Raw genomic sequence first — 17,646 nt, 5'->3', positions numbered from 1 at the left:
AATGGCAGGCATTACAGTTCAGGGGCTGGACGTCTCTTTTCCGCTCTATCATGGAACGGCCCGCAGCTTGCGTAAGACTGTGCAGACCTCTCTGGGCAGCCGCTTCATGCAGGACAGGCGGGACCGCGTGGTGGTGCAAGCCTTGCAGGACATTACCTTCACCCTGAACCCCGGCGATCGGCTAGGTCTGGTGGGAGGAAATGGCGCGGGCAAGACCACATTGCTCCGGGCGCTGGCTGGAATTTATGAGCCCGTCAAGGGAAGCGTGACGGTTGAAGGCAATATCGGCACGCTGCTTGATCCTTCACTGGGCATGAACAATGAACTGACAGGCCGAGAAAACATCCACTTGCGCGGCATGTTCGCAGGGCTCTCCAAACCCCAGATTCAGGCCGTAGAGGAAGATGTAGAGGCGTTTGCCGGGCTGGGCTCCTTCATGGACCTTCCAGTGCAGACCTACAGTTCGGGTATGATGGTCCGTCTCTCCTTCGGGTTGGCCACAGCCATCATGCCCGATGTGCTCCTGATGGACGAATGGTTCATGGCGGGGGATGCTTCCTTCAGGCAACGCGCCCGCTCCCGGCTGGAAACGCTGGTCTCAAAAGCCGATATTCTGGTGCTCTCCAGCCATATTGCCGATGTCATGGCCGAATGGTGCAACCGCCTGATCTGGCTGGACGGAGGCAAGATCAAAATGGATGGGCCGACTGATGAGGTGCTGGAGGCGTATCTCGGCCAACCCGTTGCCCAGATCCTTGAGGAAGACGCGCCGCCAGCCGCTTCACCATCAGACACCATCACTGCGGACGAACAGGAGCAACGCTAAAGCCTCCTTGGGGCTCTAGCGGAGGACGCTTTTCTGCTCTGGCATGTCGGGTTTGTCTTTCCCCCATTCGCACCAGTGCATGGACATGACATACTAAGAAGAATCGTCACGACTGCCTGCTGGGCGCTGGAACGGAGTACGCATGCCCCCGAAAGACCCTCCATCCAGACAAAAAGCCTGTTTCACCACAGGCGGCATCATGCGGCATGTTCTGGTTATGGCGGGCACCGGGGCCATTGGACTGATGGCCGTTTTTGCGGTTGATATGCTCAACATGGTCTATATCGCGCATCTGGGCCAGACAGCTCTGACCGCCGCCATAGGCTTTGCGGGCGCAGTTATCGGAATACAGATTGCCGTTGCCATTGGCTTGACCATCGGGATCAGCGCGGCCACCGGCAGGGAGATCGGCGCCGGACGGCATGAGGAAGCCCGACAGATTGCCTCGTCCGCGCTGGCAGTCATGCTGGTGCTGACCACGGTGCTCGGCTTGGGTACTATGATTGCCGCACATCCTATCCTCTCCCTCTTTGGAGCACGAGGGGATGCCCTTGCGCATGCCACCACCTATCTGCAGACCGTCAGCCCGTTTTTGCCACTCATTTGCATGGGTATGAACTGCTCCGCCCTGATGCGCGTGGTGGGAGACGCCAAAGGCTCCATGCACATCACCCTTCTGGGGGCCGTGGTGGCCGCCATTCTGGACCCGATCATGATTTTCGGGCTGCATGAAGGATTGACGGGAGCAGCCATCAGCACCGTGATTTCGCGCCTTGTGGTTGCTTTGGCCGGTCTGCGCGGAGCCCTGCGGCATGATATGATGACGTGGCCCACCCTTAGCCGCATTGTGCCTGATTCCCGGCATGTGGCCTCAGTTGCCATGCCCGCCATTCTTACCAATCTCGCAACCCCGCTGGGTGGCGTTTACGTTACACAGTCCATGGCGCGATTTGGGCTGGAAGCTGTGGGAGGCCAGGCCTCCATAGAACGCACGGTACCCGTGCTGTTTTCTCTGGTATTTGCCCTCACAGGTTCCATCGGGCCGATCATGGCGCAGAATATGGGAGCAGGATTATACCAGCGCGTGCGGGAGACGCTGGCCGCAGCCCTGAAACTGGTAATGGTCAGCATTGGCCTTACATGGATCATTCTGGCAGCCATGCAGAATTATGTGGTGGCAGTATTCAATGCCCATGGTGATGCCGCCATGCTGATCCACCTGTTCTGCTCGCTTACCATTGGCAGTTATCTATTTGTCGGGATGCTGTTTGTGGCCAATGCTGCGTTCAACAACCTTGGTTTTCCGCTGTATTCAACGGCGTTCAACTGGGGGCGAGCTACACTGGGCACTATTCCGTTTGTGGGCTTGGGCACACGCTTTGGGCCGGCAGGGGTACAGATTGGGCAGGCGGCTGGCGTGATTGTGTTTGGCACCTTGGCGGTCTTGACCGCGTTTCGCGTTACGCGGACACTCACTGGGCCGGTTGCTGCCAGCAAGCCGGGCACGGTCCCGGCGTCAGACGTCCCGACCGTAAGTGCCGAAGCCGCCATGGCAGAACTGGACGAACTGAACAACACACCAGATTTGTGTGAACCAGACGGGGACCAGGATTATGTCCAAACTGACAACCGAAGAACGCAACGCCCTGCCGGATGATGCTTTTGCCCTCCCGGGCCGACGTTACCCAATTCCCGATGCCTCCCACGCGCGGGATGCACTGGCACGCGCCAGTGAAATGCTGCATCGCGGCACGCTGACGCAGGAAGAATATGACACCATCCACACCAAGGCCGAGAACGTTCTGCGCCGTGAAAGGATGTAACCTCATCCCGCGCGCGAACAACGCCACGGGCTCTGGTGTAATGGCTGAGCCCGTGGCATCTGTCCCGCCATGCCTGACGTAACCGCCCCTGCCCGCCCCTCCCTGCTGAACCGCCTTTACGCAGCGGTGCTGAAGCATGCCGCCAGCCCCTACGCCCCACTCTGGCTGGCTGTGCTCGCATTTTCAGAAGCCAGCTTTTTCCCGCTCCCTCCTGAAACACTGCTGGTACCAATGGTTCTTGCCCAACGCCAGCAGGCCTGGCGTTATGCTGCCATCTGTACTGTGGCCAGTGTGGCCGGGGGCGTTCTGGGCTGGATGATCGGGGCCATGTTGCTGGACTATCTGGCTATGCCCATTGTACGGTTTTATCACGCGGAACAAACGCTGATAAATTTGCAGGAGAAATTCCGGCAGTGGGGGGTATGGATCGTCCTGTTCAAAGGGCTGACCCCTATCCCCTACAAGTTTGTCACTATCGCCAGCGGCATGGCGCATTTCGCTCTGGGACCGTTCATGGCCGCCAGCGCCATCACGCGGGGGCTTCGGTTCTTTCTGGTCGCGGCTCTTCTGCGCAGGTTCGGACCACCCATTCAGGCCTTTATTGAAACACGCCTGCCCGTGGTGATGGGGGCTTTTGCCATTCTGCTGGTGGGTGGCATACTCGCGCTCCGTTATCTGTAGCCTCCAAACCGCCTGTTCCTACCCCCTTCGCAAAGCTGCCCGGCACCGCCCGCAACTTGCAGGACGGCCACGAGCGGGGCACAACATCCGTCACAACTGAACCACGCCTGAAGGCAAGGGAGATCACCACATGCCATCCCAGATTGCTGTTGTTACCGGTGCCGGAGCAGGCATTGGCCGCGCCGCCGCCCGTGCGCTGGGCCGTGCAGGGTTTGACGTTGCCCTTCTGGGCCGTAATGAAGACCGCCTGAATGATACTGCGCAGGATCTTGCGACCCATTCCATTCGCACCATCGTTATTCCGGTAGACGTTGCAGATGCAGACGCCGTTGCCAAAGCGGCGGACCGGGTGGAAAGCGAACTCGGCCCCATTACTGCATGGGCCAACTGTGCCGGGGCAACGGTTGTGGGGCAGGTAGCCACCCTCTCCGCACAGGATATTCGCCGCGCCACGGAAGTGACGTATCTGGGCAGCGTCAATGGTACACTGGCAGCGCTTGAGCGCATGCGCCGCCGTGGCCACGGGGCTATGATCAACCTTGATCTTGCTCCCTCCCTGCGCGGCCTGCCGCTTCAGGCTGTGGAAAACGGATCACGCGCTGCATTGCGTGGGTTCTGTGAAAGCCTGCGCCCGGAACTGCTGCATGATGCAGACCGTATCCGAATTGTGATGGTGGACCTGCCCTCCATCAACACCCCGCATTATGGATGGACCCGAAACACCACCGGCAAGCGCCTGAAACCAGTGGGGCCTGTGTACGAACCCGAAGTGGCGGCGGAAGCCATCTGCCGGGCGGCCTTCACCAGCAGCCGGTCCATCTCCATTGGGCCCAGCAACAGTTTTGCCGCCATCTGGAGCCTTCTCGGGCCGGGATGCCGCGAAAAGCGCATGGCCGATCACGGATATAAAGCCCAGCTTGAAAAAACCTGTGCCGATACAAACGCCAAGGATGATCTCTTTGAAAGCGTTCCGGGCGCGTTCTCTGCTCATGGAGCTTTTGACGCTAAAGCGCGCAGGCTGGACAGTCCGCTCTCTTTCTTTGTCACATCAAGCGTGCGCGCGGGTGTGGTTGGCGCCATGCTGGCCGCGGGCCTGACAGGGCTCATTTCCCACATCCGCTCAGGCCGCAAATAACGGGAGCCTCTGCCTCTAACAAAGTTCCATAAGAGAGACGTGGAAATCTGTTAGAGGTGTCTGACAAAGATCTTCTTCAACCAGACTGGGCCTAATCGTCAGGTTGAAGATCTTCCACTAATTCTTTGTTGCGGCACTCCTCATTACTCTCTCTTCTGCTTTTTTGAGAAATACAGCCTGCTGGAACGGCTGAAACCGCTTTCCCTCTTTCTTTCCCAAGTCATCTGCACGCAACCGATGGGCAGGAAACGGGTTCTATTCTTTAATCAACACGACCCCGGCGTTCCCTTTCCCTCCGCCTGAGTGGGGGAGAACCGTCCGCCCGTTTTTTATTCTGCGGACGTGAGCATAAAGAAATGTCCGGCCATGCATCATGCCACGGGAGAGCACATGTCATTATCCTTTTTGCGCCGGGCTATAGTACTCGGAATTTTCGGGGCGCTTGGCTCAGGAGGATTATTCACCGTGGCAGCGCAGACGCCTTCCTCCATAACGCTGCATGGAAGCGTCACCTATCGGGAACGGATAGCCCTGCCACCTGCCACGGTGGAAATTCGCGTAGTGGATATGACCAACAGACCCACGCAACCTCAAACCATCTCTCGTACCAGTTTTGCCACCACACGTCAGGTTCCCATCCCGTTTCGCGTGACTTTGGCCAGCAATCTGCTTAAACCCAACCGGGCCTACGGTGTCACCGCCACTCTTCTGGTTGATGGGCAGCCATGGTTCAAAACACCAATGCCAACACCTCTTAATTTGAAAAACCAGTCAGATATTCTTCTGACCTTGCGCCGCCATGGCGCTAAACGACCATCCCCTGGCTTGGCGGGATCATGGTATGTGCAAACATTGGGAAAAACACTTCTGCAAGACGGAACGCCAACCCCCTCTCTGGAACTGCACGAAGACGGAACTGTTGCGGGCTCTACCATCTGCAATCAGATCAACGGCACCATGACTGTGAGAGAACAGACGCTCCAGTTTGGCCCCATTGCCACCACGCGCAGAGCGTGCCTGGATTCCACCACCGCAGAACGAGAACGCACCTTTCTTGCCAGCCTTGAGCAGACCAGACAGTGGCAGATAAACACCACCGGGGATGTGTTGACTTTTCTAGATAATCAAAGTCAACCGTTGGTGGTTTTCCATCGCCAGTCCCACCTGCCTGTTCGATAAGTTCGGCTGGGCTGAGCGTTCATGCAGCCACCATGAACGGAAAATCAGTCCACCCCGACCATGACATCCGATGCCTTGATAACCGCCGTTGCGGGTTCGCCAACGGTCAGACCCAGATCAGCAACGGCTTCATTGGTAATAGCCGCCATGACAATAGCCCCGCCCGTCAGTTCGATGCTGACGTGCGAGGTTGTTGCACCTTTCTGAATAGCGACCACTTTTCCTGTAAGCTGATTACGTGCACTAAGCCTCATCCGCTTGATCCTGTTTCACAATACGAAAAATGTCCTGACAGTAAGGGCGATCATGAGCCCTCTTTTTCGGTCAGTTCAGTTTACCGCGGTTGGCTTTCTGCTCCTGCCGCAATTGCTGGTGCAGATGCAACCCGCGCATCAGCCGGTCTGAATCCTCGGGGGTCAGCACCAGACCAATAGGCCCAAACGCGGGGTGCTGGAACGCCAGAACGGAGCCCTCTGTCCGTGCTTCCGGCTGAAGCGCCCAACGAGTGCGTGTGACGGGCGTAAACCGGGCACCCTCAATAGGCTGCACCTCTTCCTCCGCCAGCATTGTCTCCCGCACACGGCCTAACACGGCAATCAGATGCGTGACCTGCTCCAGTGAAAGAGGAACTTCCACTTTGGGTTCTGTTCCTTCACCGGAAAGCGTCATCTGAACCGATTTGTGATCGTCAGACAGCGTAAGGTCTATTTTTGAAGACATGATGCGCACCTCTTCCTGATGGCCTTCACTGTGATCCGTAGGCTTTACCATACACCTCATAAACAAAAACCGGAGGCTCCCCCATGGCTCTCATCCTGCGGCAGGTGTCCACCCAGCGCCGAAGAGTCGATCCTGTCAATATGGGGTGCTTGTGCCGGGACCGCCAGCGCAACTTACGCCAATGCGCCACCCCACACCCACCAGGATGCCTGCTCCCCAGCCAGCTTGTGCGCAACATTCCGTGCACTTTCGGCTGATGGGAAAAGAGCAAAACAGGTGGCACCCGAGCCACTCATCCGGGCCAGAAGACAATCGGGCTGCTCAGCAAGAGTAGCCAGAACGGTTTTCACGGGCGGACACACCTGACAGGCTGGCGCTTCAAGGCAGTTATCCAACTCAGTCAAAGCTGCCGCCATGGCCTGAGCCGTCTTCCAATGTGTCGGCAACGCCGCCCGCTCACGGAACGCACCATCGCGTTTCCGAAAGACATCTGGCGTGGAGACGGCCTGCCCACAATTCACGAGCACCATGCCGCACTCCGGCAGGCAGGGCGCGGGGGAAAGATGTTCCCCTATGCCTTCCATGCGGGCTGCCTGACTGGCTACACAGACCGGCACATCCGCGCCCAGTTTTTCCGCCATATGCATGAGTGTACCCACAGGAACATCCACCTGCCATGCCCGCGCGAGCAGACGCAAGGCCGCTGCAGCATCTGCCGAACCACCGCCAATGCCTGACGCTACAGGCAGTTCCTTTGCCAGAACAAGCCTGCCACCTTGCACATGAGCTGAAGAGCCGCTGACCGCACGCAGCGCCGCTGCTGCTTTCATGACCAGATTATCGGGTCCGGCGGCATCCGCCCCTAATGTCTTGCCAAAACGACCGGTGAGTTCCAGATGCAGCGGCTCCGGGCCGGGTTCATACTGCAAACTGTCGCCGGCTCCTGCAAACACGACAAGACTATCCAGCAGATGATAACCATCCGGCCGCTTACCCGTAACATGCAGATACAGGTTTATCTTGGCGTGAGCCTGTTCTGTCAGAGTCTGTGTGGATGGGTCCATTGTAGCTGACATCACGGCGTATGCTTTCCTCCTGACTGGTCTGCGGGTACCTCCACCTTTGGAGGAGAGGCGTGCTGGATCTGTTCGGCTTTCTTGTCACCTCCTGCCGCAGCCCGCGCAAGAGCCGCGCGGATAAGAGCCTCATCTCCCGGTTCAGGCTTCAGACCAAGCGCGACGTTCCACTGATCCACTGCCTCGCTGTGTCGGCCAGCGCGCCAGTAGGCTTCACCCAGATGATAATTGACCTCCGGGTCCTCCGGAGTCTGCTCGGCTGCCTGTTCCAGCAGCATGATCCCTTCCTTGAGGTCTCCCTGCTCCACCCGCACCCAGCCCAGACTATCCCGGATGGCGGCATCCTGCGGAGCGAGCATTACAGCCCGGCGCAGCAGTTTCTCTGCCTCCGGCAGATCTTCCTTCCGTTCCGCCATGGAATATCCCAATGAGTTGAGCAGCATGGGCTCATCCGGGGAAAGGGCCAGAGCCGCCTTTAAGTCTGCCTTGGCGTGTGCCCAGTCTCCTACCTCATGATACGCCATGGCGCGCAGAAACAGCAGGGACCAGTCCACCGTCTTTTTAGGGCCTGCGAGCGCTATGGCCTGAGTATAAGCCGCAATGGCCCCTTTCCAGTCTTTCTGGGCAGACAGCGTATTACCTAGCGCGCGAACGGGCAGAACCAGGTTGGGAGACGCCTGTGCAAGACGGGTCAGTTTATCCCGCGCTTCATCCAGATGGCCGGTTACGCTATCCGCCAACGCAAGCCGGAAAGCTGCAACGGGAGCCAGCGGGTCTGTTTGCGGGATGCGCAGCAGCGTTTCACGTGCCGCCGCCTGATGTCCCTCATCATCCTGAATTTCTGCCAGCATCAGACGGGCTTCCGCCAGATGCGGATCAAGCCCAAGCGCAAACCCCAGCATCAGGCGGGAGGCTTCATCAAACTGATGGTCGTCCGGCATGTGTCGGCTCTCCTGCCCTGCGGCATTCTGACGAGCCTGCTGGAGCGATTGCTGCCTTAAGAGAAAAGCCGTCAGCACATAAGCGCGGGCCAGCCCCTGCTGGGAAGATGAAACGGGGACATGACTGATGGACGCCTGCAATTGCGTACCCGCGAGCGCCAGAACCGGATCAGCCTCAAGCATAGAACGCAGCAGCGTGCGCGCCTTGGTCTGCTCCCCTTGTTCCCAGTACCAGGCGGCATAGGACCGCGTTAGCAGGAGGTCATACCCCGGCATGAGGCGGGCGGACTGCGCAAACAGATCTCCCGCCTGTGCCTTTTTCTGCGCAACCTGCGCGATCAGGGCAGCATGGAGCGTATAGAACGGCACCAGCACAGACCCCTGAATATGTGTCAGGGCCGCAATGGCCTCATCCGCATGACCTTGTGCCTGATGGCACCATGCCTGAAGCATGGGCATGATCAGATGTGCCATGGGGTCTGCCCCAGCCTGCTGATAATAGCGAGAGGCGGCGGGCCAGTCTCCGCGCACCGCAGCATCGTTCCCCAAAACCAGTGAGGAGATAATGGTCTGCCCACCCGGCAAGGCCGCATTGATCTTGGCCAACGGCACCGCTTCCGGGTCTCCTGCCATCACGCTGCGCACAAAAGCCTGCTTTACCAAGTCCTTGTTGGACGGATCCGCCGCTGCCGCGGCGCGAAAGGCACGCGCGGCGTCCAGGTCATCCCCGTTATGGGTTGCAACCACAGCTGTCAGAAAAGCGCCCGAATCGACATGCCCGTGCTGACTGTCAGCCTGATCCTGATGCGGCTCCGATGATCTGGCTTCAGCCGCCTGCGCCCCCTGCGCCGAAAGGGCGGGAGTCAGCACGGATGCAGAAAGCAGCAGGAAAACCGTAGGCAGAAGGCGACAAAACAGCATAATGACCCTATCCAGGAGCGGCACAGGCCCGAAAGCCCTTCGGGCGCACCCCGTTCCGGCAATGACTGGGGAGGATGACATGAACAGCGGACACTTCTCTACCCTGCCCGCAGCCAACCGCCAAACACTCCTACACATCGTACGGTTTACATGATGGATGGCGCTCTGTCTCTTCTTCGCCTCTATGCTGAATGGGGGGTGGACACGGCTGTTGAGGATACACCGATAGATCATCGGCTGGCCCGGCTTGCTCCTATCCCTGCCTATCAAGAGTCCCTTCATCAGGGGCAAGGGCATCAGGACGTCACCCCCCAGAGACATTCTCCTCACGCAACACCTGGCATACAGCCCCGCAAAACCGTGGGAACGCCAGCTTTTGCCCCGCCGCAACGGCCGCCCGCCTCATCCCCCACGCACCAGCCCGCCGCAGGTCCCGCTCTGCTGGCCGATAGCGTGGCACAGGCGCACGCTGTCGCCGCGGCAGCGACCACTCCCGACTCCTTGCGCACCGCTTTGGAGCAGTTTGATTCCTGCTCACTGCGCATAACAGCCATGCATACCATCTTCCCGGAGGGGCCCATGCACGCTCCTCTGATGATTATCGGGGAGGCTCCAGACGCAGATGAAGACCGGAGCGGCCATGTTTTTTCCGGCCGGTCCGGCACATTGCTGGACCAGATGCTGAGCGCCATCGGGCTGGCACGGGATTCACTGCTGCTGGCCACCGCCCTGCCATGGCGACCGCCGGGAGGCCGCCCCCCTACAGACGCTGAACGCCGCATCTGCCAGCCATTTCTGGAACGGGCCATTGCCCTGTTTGCCCCGCAACGCCTCCTGCTGTGCGGACGCCTGCCTGCTCACCTTTTAATGGGAACCAACAAGGCGTTGCCGCGTAGAAGCTGGCAGTCAGTAAGTGTAGCCGGTCTGCCTGCCCCCGTGCCTGCCCTGATCATGCGACACCCGCTGCAATTACGTGCCAGCCCGACTGCCAGAAAGGACATCTGGAACGATCTGCTGCTTGTTGCCCAAATGCTACAGCAAAATGGTTGAAAACAGATTGTGACAACAGGAACATGATCCTGACACAAAAATAATCATGCAGTGATCGAACAGAATTTTCCTTAAGAAACACAAGTAGTTCTTTAATAATTTGCCCGCTATTCAGACGGGCGTTTGCCCCGTACCCAAAGGAGGGCCCCGCTGTGCTTCCGGACCACCAAACTTGCTTTTTGGAGCAGAACCTCATAGACCCCGCCAGCCATGCGAGCGATAGGTCAAATTTCTCATAATATCGCAGCGAGGGCCTTTATGGCCGGAGCAGCCCTGTTGGCTAGTGCAACCGTCGTAGCGACGCGCGCCCATGCCAAGCCGCCCGAACCCGGGCCAGACACGCACAGCGAGGAGCTGGCGATGGTCTTGCCCAGGCAGGCGTTTCCGGAAGGGGATGACATCCCTCTGCCGAAGCCGCTATCCCCTGAAGTTGATACTCAGATCCGCGCCATTTTCCGCCTGCAACGGCAGGGGGCCTTTGCGGAAGCCATTACCAGCACCACCCGCCTGACAGATTCCACCCTGCTAGGCGATATTGAGGCGGACCGTTACCTCAACCCCGCCTACCACCCCGGTGCGACAGAACTACGGGGCTGGCTGAAAAAATATACCTCCTACGCCGATGCCGCCGCCATATGGGCCCGGCTGGCAGCCCTGCCACAGCGTGGCGGCCCTCTGCCTCCTGCTCCGGCAGGCGAGCATCTAACCCCCGAACATGCGACCATTCCGGCTGATCCGCTCACCCGCGATTATACGCGCAACCCCTTGCTGGACCGCACCTTACGGGAACGCACGGGGTGGGGCCTGAAGGGCGTACACAGCGCCCTGAAACTGATTACCGCCACACCAGGCATGACCCCCGCCTATGCCGCACAGCTTCAGGCCGAGACAGCACAGGCGATGCTGGATGCGGGCGAGACAGATTTTGCGCTGGATATTGCCCGGACTGCTGTTGAAAGCGCCAAGGGCAACAATGCTCTCGCCGGGTTTATAGCGGGGCTGGCCCTGTGGCAGCAGGAACAGTATGCGCAGGCCGCGCCGTTCTTTGAACGCGCTTCCCACGCCCGCAACGCCACCCCGGAAATGCGGGCTGCCTGCGCCTTCTGGGCTGCACGGGCGCATGAAAAGCTGGGCAGCGACCGCGCGCGCCATCTATGGCTGCAACATGCGGAAGCCTTCCCCAACAGTTTCTATGGCCTTCTGGCGGCCCATATCCTGCACCCCGCTGCGAGCAACCACAGCCGGGATCACACCCACAAGATCAATTTCGCACCGCTGGAGGAAGCTTCCCGACCCTCCGCCCCCGTGTTGACAGAAATTGATATTGAAGCCGTTGGCAGCACAGAGATCGGTCGTCGTGTTTTTGCCCTGCTTCAGGTGGGCGAGCAGGAACGGGCTGAAAACACCATCCGCCGCGCCTGGCCGGACCTGCGTGATGTCACGCTCGCCCGCTCCTTCCAGCTTGTGGCGGAATCTGCTGGCCTTCATGATCTGGCCACCGAGATGTCAGACGCACTGGCAGCGCATGAAGCGCATGGCAAAGAACATGATGATCTACCGTTGCCGCTGCTAAAGCCACGGCATGGCTTCACCATGGACCCGGCCTTGGTCTATGCACTGACACGGCTGGAATCCAATTTTGATCCACAGGCTGTTTCCGGAGCAGGCGCACATGGGCTGATGCAGATCCGCCCGCTAACGGCTGACTTTGTGACCAGCGGTTCCTCAACCACCATCAGCCGCCGGTTTGAAAATGCCGCCACGGCTCTGCACGACCCCAGCCTCAATCTGGAAATCGGGCAGCGTTATGTGCAGTATCTGGCTGATCTGACACAGCACAACACGCATCTCTCCGTCCGCGGTGGGGACATGATCCGCCTGCTGGCCAGCTACAACGCTGGCCCCTCCGCACTGGCTCGGTGGGAAAAAGCGGCGGCTGCCTCAGATGATCCCCTGCTGTTCATGGAGCTGATTCCGAACACGGAAACACGGGATTACGTGCACCGTGCCCTGTCCTATCTGTGGATTTATGCTGCAAAACTCAAACTACCCACGCCTTCCCTGACGGCGTTGACACTCAACAAATGGCCTGACTTTGCGGATGAACAGGCGCTGGCACAAACACTGAACCTGCGCGTCCTGCACTGAAGGCTGGCGGATATTGGCCCACCTCCTTGCCCCAGCCTTTGCCCCGCTCTCCCCATCATCTCGCTTACCGCGCAGGCTGACCAGCCAACGCGGTTTTGGCATCCAGACTTCAGGAGCGAAGGGCCTGCACTTCTCTTATAAGAGTGTGGATGTAAGAAAGCTTTCTTACCACGCCATCCGTCAGCACAAACGGGTAGAAATCCGGCAGCCCCATTGAGCGATTCAGGCTGTTGACGGCATAGGTCAAAGGAAGCCAGGACTGAATGATGTCTTCAAATGAGGCATCCGTGTAAGGATTGCCGCGCTTGTCGGGCCAGGATGCCTGCCCTCCGGCAACACCCGGACTGATGGTCACGCCATAAGCCCATGCGGTTTCAAGCGTGGAGACAATATGCAGGTAGTGCGCCCATGTCTCGGCAAAATCCTCCCAGGGGTGAGAGGTCGCATACAGGCTGACATGCTGCTCCCGCCATCCCTCCGGCGGAGGACGATGGTAATGCCGCAGGAGGGCTTCCTGATAATCCTCCCGGTCATCTCCAAACACGGCGCGACACGAATCCAGCCGGCCACCATCGCGCACCAGCAGATTCCAGTAGTAATGTCCGCTTTCGTGCCGGAAGTGCCCTAGCAGCGTGCGGTAATACTCCCCCATTTCCACACGCATACGCTCGCGCTGATCATCATCCGCTTCTTTCAGGGCAATGGTGATAACGCCGTTACTATGGCCGGTCATGACATTGTCCGCCCCATCAGGCGGGTCATCCAGAAAATCAAACGCCAGTCCGTTCTGCGGATCCTCCCGCCGGGTCTTCATGGGAAGCTTGAGGCGCAGCAATGTATAGAACAGCCGGTGTTTGGCGACCTCCAGCTTGCGCCAGCGCTCCAGATTTTCCGCCTTTTCCAGATTGGGAATAATGCGGTTGAACTGACAGGCAACGCAGAAGCTGACCTGATGCGTCTGGGGGGCCGCCGTCAACCAGTTGCACACCCCATGCGCATGATTGGCGCAAAAAGCCAGTTCGGCCTTGCGCACCTGCCGCGCAAGCGGACGCCACAATCCGTTATCCAGCCGGTCAAGCGCTGTAAGCGTGAACAGACCGGGCAGATAGCCCAGCGTATGGTGGCACCCCTCACAAACTGTATTTTCAAAAAAGACAATCTGTTGGCAGGACTGGCAGGTAAAAAGCCTCATAAGACAGTACTCTCTGCGCCTGCATGGAAAAGAGCAACATATTTCAACAGTGTTTACACTGAGGCTTCAGACCTCGATCTGCCCATACAGCCGCTGTGCCTGCATGGAGACATCAAAAACTGCCTGACAATGATCAAGCAGGCCGGATACCGGCGCAGCATGTTCGGGTGAAGGCGTTGCCGCCAGAGGCACATGACCCTGCGCCGTTAACAGGCCAGACGTGGTATCAAACCCAATCCAGCCTGCACCGGGCAAAAATGCCTCGGCCCAGGCATGCAGATCGCAGGTAAGGATTTCCTCTCCTTCCCCGTTGCGGGTAGCCTGAATGAGATAGCCGGACACAAAGCGCGCCGCGAACCCCAGATTCCGCAACAGGGCAATCAGCAGCCATGCACTGTCCCGGCAGGAGCCACTGGCCTGCGCTAGAGTTTCTTCCGGTGTCCAGACTCCGGGTTCAAGCCGGACCTGATAACCGACATGCGCCGCAACAGCCCGGTTAAGCCCAACCAGCATTTCCAGCGTCTCAACCGGCGCTTTCTGTACCCAGTCCTGTAGAAACGCCAACTGGCGTGGCCCCGGCGCGGATGCCTGCCGGTAAGGCGCAAGGGCCGCATACTCCTGCGCCGCGCCATAAAAAGGTTGGTGCGGGACAGACCATTGAGATTGAGATTGAGATTGAGATTGAGATTGAGACTGAGCCAGACTGCCATGTGGGTCTGCCGCAACACATTGCCTCTGCCCTGCCATGGCAGGGGCTGACTGCACACGCCAGGAAGGCGGAACCCAGCGCGTCACATCCGGGCGGAGCACGAAGTCGAACGGGTTCCGTGGACTGATATCCGCTTCCATCTGCACGCTGATATCAAAATGGGTCACACGTTCCGCAAACGTCACGCATGCAACATCATTCCCGTATGCATCTCGTTGCCATGTCTGCTGTTTACACGGTGGGCCGATGCGGAGCGTATAGGATCGCACAGGCGTTTTTGCCGTGGCCACCGGGCGCAGACGAATGGTTTGTGGGCCGAGACATACCGGGCGATCATACTGATACCGGGTGTGATGACTCAGCATGACATGTGAAATCATGATGTCTGGTCTGAAAGTCCTCTGCACACGCTGATCTCTGCTTTCTTCCGCTCCGGCCTCCTTGCTCTGGGACGGGGAACCGGAAAAGCATGAAGCCCATTACGGTAACAGGATTATTCAGGACAGCAACAGCCTGCAATCATCTGATTCGAAAAAACAACAAATATGGGTTTTGCGACTTGGCAAAGCCGTGAATTCTTGCTCCGTTAGTAATTAATCGTAATGAACTGGCGTGCAGCCTGCGTGGTCTCTCTTCCACACAAGCCACCTGCCAGAAACAGGATCGGGAGGCAGGGGATGACTGACTCGCTAACACATGCACCCGCTCAGAAAGCTGGCATTTTTGCGGATTATTCCGTTCCGGATTTTTTCTGCGAACTCCTCAACCGCAAGGACGCGCCACCGCCTGACCTCACCCGTATCTACAACCGGCTGGCCAAATTTGATCTGGCGGAACTGCGGCACCGGGCCGCAGCAGTTGAAGCGCAGCTTTACCGCCTTGGCATTACCTTTACCGTCTATTCAGACAAGGAAGCCATAGACCGCATTCTGCCCTTTGATGTGATCCCCCGCGTGCTGACGGCACAGGAATGGGACCATGTGGAACGCGGCGTGCAACAGCGTGTCAAAGCCATCAATCTGTTCCTGCATGATATCTATCATGATCAGGCCATTCTGCGAGATGGGATCATCCCGGCGGATCTGGTGCTTAAAAACCCCAATTACTGTTCCGCCATGGTGGGGATAGACGTGCCGGGCGGCGTATATGTGCATATCAACGGCACAGATTTGATCCGCGATCAGGAAGGGCGCTTTCTGGTGCTGGAAGATAACGCCCGCACCCCGTCTGGCGTGTCCTACGTGATTGAAAACCGGCATATGATGCTGCGCCTCATGCCGGATCTTGCCTCCGGCCTTCCGCTGAGATCTGTGGAGGAATATGGCCTGCGCCTGCACCAGAGCCTGTGTGACGTGGCCCCGGAGGGGGTGAGTGATCCGCAGGTGGTTCTGCTTTCTCCGGGCATTTACAATTCAGCCTATTTTGAACACGTCTTTCTGGCCCGTGAAATGGGCGTTCCCTTGGTGGAAGGGAAAGATCTGGTGGTGGAAAACCACCGTGTTTACATGCGTACGGTTGTTGGGCTTCGGCCTGTTCACTCCATTTACCGCCGCCTGAATGATGAATTTCTCGACCCTCTGGCTTTCAACCCGGAAAGCCTGCTGGGTGTGCCGGGTCTGGTGGAGGCCTACAGGCGCGGTAATGTCACCATTGCCAATGCGCTGGGGACCGGCGTTGCCGATGACAAGGCCGTTTATGCCTACATGCCCCGCATCATCCGTTATTATCTGAACGAAGACCCTATTCTGGACAGCGTGCAAACGCACATCTGCGCTGAACCGGAAGGGCTGGCCTATACGCTTGCCAACATGAACAAGCTGGTGATCAAACCTGTGGGAGAGTCCGGCGGGTATGGCCTGCTGATCGGCCCGCAGGCCAGCGCGGCAGAACTTGAGGATTTTCGCAACCGGTTGCTGGAAAACCCCACAAATTACATCAGCCAGCCGGTGATCAATCTCTCTGTCTCCCCCACCTTGTGCGAGGACGGCGTGGAAGCCCGCCATGTTGATCTGCGCCCCTTTGCGCTGACAGGACGCTCCACCTGGGTTCTGCCCGGAGGGCTTTCCCGCGTAGCGTTGCGCAAGGGATCACTTGTGGTCAATTCCTCTCAGGGGGGTGGCTCCAAAGATACATGGGTGCTGGCATCATGACACAAATTGCCTTTGGTCTTTCCTCCGTTCTGCCGGGCCTGAATCATCTTCTTTCACGCTATGCGGAAAGCATGATGTGGCTGGCACGCTACATGGAGCGTATTGAAAACCTGGCTCGTCTTCTGGAAGTTACAGAAGCCTTTGTGCGTGGACCGGATGGCCACACCGGCTGGGATTCCATCATCCAGTTGAATTCAGACGAAGACCGTTTTTTCAGCCTGCATGACAGCGCCACGGAAGAAGACGTTCTTGTCTTTTACGTGACGGAGCGCGCCAACCCCAATTCCATCAAGGCCATGGCACATTCCGTCCGGGAAAATGCCCGCGCCGTACGTCCTCTGATTTCCACCGAAATGTGGATGCAACTCAATATTTTTACACGTTGGGTTCTGGATCTTGAATTCTCGGATATCCGCCTGAACAGTCTTTCCAGCATCTGCAACCGGCTGAAGCAGGAATGTCAGACCCATTTTGGCGTTACAGAAGGCACACTCTACCGGGATCAAGCGTGGCTGTTCTATTTGCTGGGCAAGCATCTGGAGCGGAGTGACCAGATCACGCGCCTGATTGATATCCGTTACCATACGCTGCTTCCGCAAGACGAGAAAATTGGATCGGACATTGATATTACCCAATGGGCGTCCGTTCTTCGGTCGGCTGCCGCCTATCATGCGTTCCGGCGCTTGCAGCCTGTTACCACCACTCCGGCGAACGTCGTGGGTTTTCTGCTGAAAAATGAAGGTTTTCCACGGTCTCTGGCCACCAATCTCAGCCAGCTTGATTCAACGCTGGCGGCTCTGGCGGGCCATAGAAGCCTGCGCAAGCGATGCAGCTCTCTACAGGAACGGGTGGCCGATTTGCGGGTGACACTTCTGGATCAGACAGCGGATGACATTATTATTCGCGGTCTCCACGAATACATGACCTGGGTACAAGGCCAGCTTTCTCTCTTACAGGCTGAGGTGGCGGACGCTTTCTGGCCAGCTATGCCCGAAAAACCCTACGCACTGGAAATGCAGTCCCAGTCATAAGACACAGAAAGCGTGACATCTCTCCTTCTCGGAATGGTGTCACGCATGCTGGTCGACTCCTGCA

General features: G+C 58.3%; 16 protein-coding genes. 10 read left to right on the top strand and 6 right to left on the bottom strand.

Annotated elements, in window-relative coordinates; translation table 11 throughout:
* Position 1: 1 nt before the first annotated feature.
* From QWU00_RS09725 to QWU00_RS09700, 6 genes are all read left to right on the top strand, one after another.
* On the top strand, positions 2 to 826 hold the full coding sequence (locus QWU00_RS09725) for an ABC transporter ATP-binding protein (RefSeq protein ID WP_035377296.1): 825 nt from the start codon (positions 2 to 4) through the stop codon (positions 824 to 826).
* Between the two features lie 142 nt (positions 827 to 968).
* Complete coding sequence (locus QWU00_RS09720; protein WP_035377295.1) at positions 969 to 2,483, top strand: MATE family efflux transporter; 1,515 nt, start codon at positions 969 to 971, stop codon at positions 2,481 to 2,483.
* Positions 2,440 to 2,649: a hypothetical protein gene (locus QWU00_RS09715; RefSeq protein WP_035377294.1), complete on the top strand. Its 210-nt coding sequence runs from the start codon at positions 2,440 to 2,442 to the stop codon at positions 2,647 to 2,649. Before QWU00_RS09720 ends, QWU00_RS09715 begins: the two co-directional genes overlap by 44 nt.
* A 102-nt stretch (positions 2,650 to 2,751) precedes the next feature.
* A complete protein-coding gene (locus QWU00_RS09710; RefSeq protein WP_035377315.1) occupies positions 2,752 to 3,330 on the top strand; it encodes a YqaA family protein in 579 nt (192 codons plus the stop codon).
* Positions 3,331 to 3,460: 130 nt separating this feature from the next.
* Positions 3,461 to 4,465 (top strand): SDR family oxidoreductase, encoded by a 1,005-nt coding sequence (locus QWU00_RS09705; protein ID WP_035377293.1) that lies wholly within the window; start codon positions 3,461 to 3,463, stop codon positions 4,463 to 4,465.
* A 465-nt stretch (positions 4,466 to 4,930) separates the two neighbouring features.
* Positions 4,931 to 5,644, top strand: coding sequence for an META domain-containing protein (locus tag QWU00_RS09700; RefSeq protein ID WP_035377292.1), 714 nt, complete (start codon positions 4,931 to 4,933; stop codon positions 5,642 to 5,644).
* Between the two features lie 44 nt (positions 5,645 to 5,688).
* Here the strand turns inward: QWU00_RS09700 and QWU00_RS09695 are convergent, their stop codons facing one another.
* From QWU00_RS09695 to QWU00_RS09680, 4 genes are all read right to left on the bottom strand, one after another.
* Positions 5,689 to 5,898 (bottom strand): TOBE domain-containing protein, encoded by a 210-nt coding sequence (locus tag QWU00_RS09695; protein WP_035377291.1) that lies wholly within the window; start codon positions 5,896 to 5,898, stop codon positions 5,689 to 5,691.
* Between the two features lie 70 nt (positions 5,899 to 5,968).
* Complete coding sequence (locus QWU00_RS09690) at positions 5,969 to 6,364, bottom strand: hypothetical protein (protein WP_035377313.1); 396 nt, start codon at positions 6,362 to 6,364, stop codon at positions 5,969 to 5,971.
* 173 nt (positions 6,365 to 6,537) lie between these two features.
* Entirely contained in the window at positions 6,538 to 7,440 is a 903-nt protein-coding gene (locus QWU00_RS09685; RefSeq protein ID WP_231551531.1) for a 4-(cytidine 5'-diphospho)-2-C-methyl-D-erythritol kinase, read from the bottom strand.
* Positions 7,440 to 9,302, bottom strand: coding sequence for a tetratricopeptide repeat protein (locus tag QWU00_RS09680; protein ID WP_035377309.1), 1,863 nt, complete (start codon positions 9,300 to 9,302; stop codon positions 7,440 to 7,442). Before QWU00_RS09680 ends, QWU00_RS09685 begins: the two co-directional genes overlap by 1 nt.
* 150 nt (positions 9,303 to 9,452) lie before the next feature.
* Here QWU00_RS09680 and QWU00_RS09675 point away from each other — a divergent pair, with 150 nt between their 5' ends.
* Together QWU00_RS09675 and QWU00_RS09670 are read left to right on the top strand one after the other, a co-directional pair.
* Positions 9,453 to 10,352, top strand: a complete 900-nt coding sequence (locus QWU00_RS09675; RefSeq protein ID WP_035377290.1) for a uracil-DNA glycosylase — start codon at positions 9,453 to 9,455, stop codon at positions 10,350 to 10,352.
* Positions 10,353 to 10,562: 210 nt separating this feature from the next.
* Positions 10,563 to 12,500: a lytic transglycosylase domain-containing protein gene (locus QWU00_RS09670; RefSeq protein ID WP_035377289.1), complete on the top strand. Its 1,938-nt coding sequence runs from the start codon at positions 10,563 to 10,565 to the stop codon at positions 12,498 to 12,500.
* Positions 12,501 to 12,609: 109 nt separating this feature from the next.
* Here QWU00_RS09670 and QWU00_RS09665 read toward each other — a convergent pair whose 3' ends face one another.
* On the bottom strand, positions 12,610 to 13,692 hold the full coding sequence (locus tag QWU00_RS09665; protein ID WP_035377287.1) for a zinc-binding metallopeptidase family protein: 1,083 nt from the start codon (positions 13,690 to 13,692) through the stop codon (positions 12,610 to 12,612).
* A gap of 66 nt (positions 13,693 to 13,758) precedes the next feature.
* Positions 13,759 to 14,781 (bottom strand): transglutaminase family protein, encoded by a 1,023-nt coding sequence (locus tag QWU00_RS09660; RefSeq protein ID WP_035377285.1) that lies wholly within the window; start codon positions 14,779 to 14,781, stop codon positions 13,759 to 13,761.
* A gap of 297 nt (positions 14,782 to 15,078) precedes the next feature.
* Here QWU00_RS09660 and QWU00_RS09655 point away from each other — a divergent pair, with 297 nt between their 5' ends.
* Together QWU00_RS09655 and QWU00_RS09650 are read left to right on the top strand one after the other, a co-directional pair.
* Positions 15,079 to 16,551 (top strand): circularly permuted type 2 ATP-grasp protein, encoded by a 1,473-nt coding sequence (locus tag QWU00_RS09655; protein WP_035377283.1) that lies wholly within the window; start codon positions 15,079 to 15,081, stop codon positions 16,549 to 16,551.
* Positions 16,533 to 17,582 carry an alpha-E domain-containing protein gene (locus tag QWU00_RS09650; protein WP_392388299.1) on the top strand — a complete coding sequence of 350 codons (1,050 nt, stop codon included), beginning with the start codon at positions 16,533 to 16,535 and terminating at the stop codon, positions 17,580 to 17,582. The genes QWU00_RS09655 and QWU00_RS09650 overlap by 19 nt, the downstream gene beginning before the upstream one ends.
* Positions 17,583 to 17,646 lie beyond the last annotated feature (64 nt).

The organism is Acetobacter tropicalis, assembly GCF_030644465.1.
Taxonomy (GTDB): Bacteria; Pseudomonadota; Alphaproteobacteria; order Acetobacterales; family Acetobacteraceae; genus Acetobacter; species Acetobacter tropicalis.
Note: the sequence above shows the minus strand (reverse complement) of the source record. Positions and strands in the feature narration are given on the sequence as shown.

What these genes read in the sequence shown, in the direction of transcription:
- QWU00_RS09720 (WP_035377295.1), top strand. Translation starts at nt 969, where the DNA reads ATGCCCCCGAAAGACCCTCCATCCAGACAAAAAGCCTGTTTCACCACA.
- QWU00_RS09685 (WP_231551531.1), bottom strand. Translation starts at nt 7,440, where the DNA reads ATGTCAGCTACAATGGACCCATCCACACAGACTCTGACAGAACAGGCT.
- QWU00_RS09695 (WP_035377291.1), bottom strand. Translation starts at nt 5,898, where the DNA reads ATGAGGCTTAGTGCACGTAATCAGCTTACAGGAAAAGTGGTCGCTATT.
- QWU00_RS09680 (WP_035377309.1), bottom strand. Translation starts at nt 9,302, where the DNA reads ATGCTGTTTTGTCGCCTTCTGCCTACGGTTTTCCTGCTGCTTTCTGCA.
- QWU00_RS09655 (WP_035377283.1), top strand. Translation starts at nt 15,079, where the DNA reads ATGACTGACTCGCTAACACATGCACCCGCTCAGAAAGCTGGCATTTTT.
- QWU00_RS09660 (WP_035377285.1), bottom strand. Translation starts at nt 14,781, where the DNA reads ATGATTTCACATGTCATGCTGAGTCATCACACCCGGTATCAGTATGAT.
- QWU00_RS09690 (WP_035377313.1), bottom strand. Translation starts at nt 6,364, where the DNA reads ATGTCTTCAAAAATAGACCTTACGCTGTCTGACGATCACAAATCGGTT.
- QWU00_RS09670 (WP_035377289.1), top strand. Translation starts at nt 10,563, where the DNA reads ATGCGAGCGATAGGTCAAATTTCTCATAATATCGCAGCGAGGGCCTTT.
- QWU00_RS09705 (WP_035377293.1), top strand. Translation starts at nt 3,461, where the DNA reads ATGCCATCCCAGATTGCTGTTGTTACCGGTGCCGGAGCAGGCATTGGC.
- QWU00_RS09675 (WP_035377290.1), top strand. Translation starts at nt 9,453, where the DNA reads ATGATGGATGGCGCTCTGTCTCTTCTTCGCCTCTATGCTGAATGGGGG.
- QWU00_RS09650 (WP_392388299.1), top strand. Translation starts at nt 16,533, where the DNA reads ATGGGTGCTGGCATCATGACACAAATTGCCTTTGGTCTTTCCTCCGTT.
- QWU00_RS09725 (WP_035377296.1), top strand. Translation starts at nt 2, where the DNA reads ATGGCAGGCATTACAGTTCAGGGGCTGGACGTCTCTTTTCCGCTCTAT.
- QWU00_RS09665 (WP_035377287.1), bottom strand. Translation starts at nt 13,692, where the DNA reads ATGAGGCTTTTTACCTGCCAGTCCTGCCAACAGATTGTCTTTTTTGAA.
- QWU00_RS09715 (WP_035377294.1), top strand. Translation starts at nt 2,440, where the DNA reads ATGTCCAAACTGACAACCGAAGAACGCAACGCCCTGCCGGATGATGCT.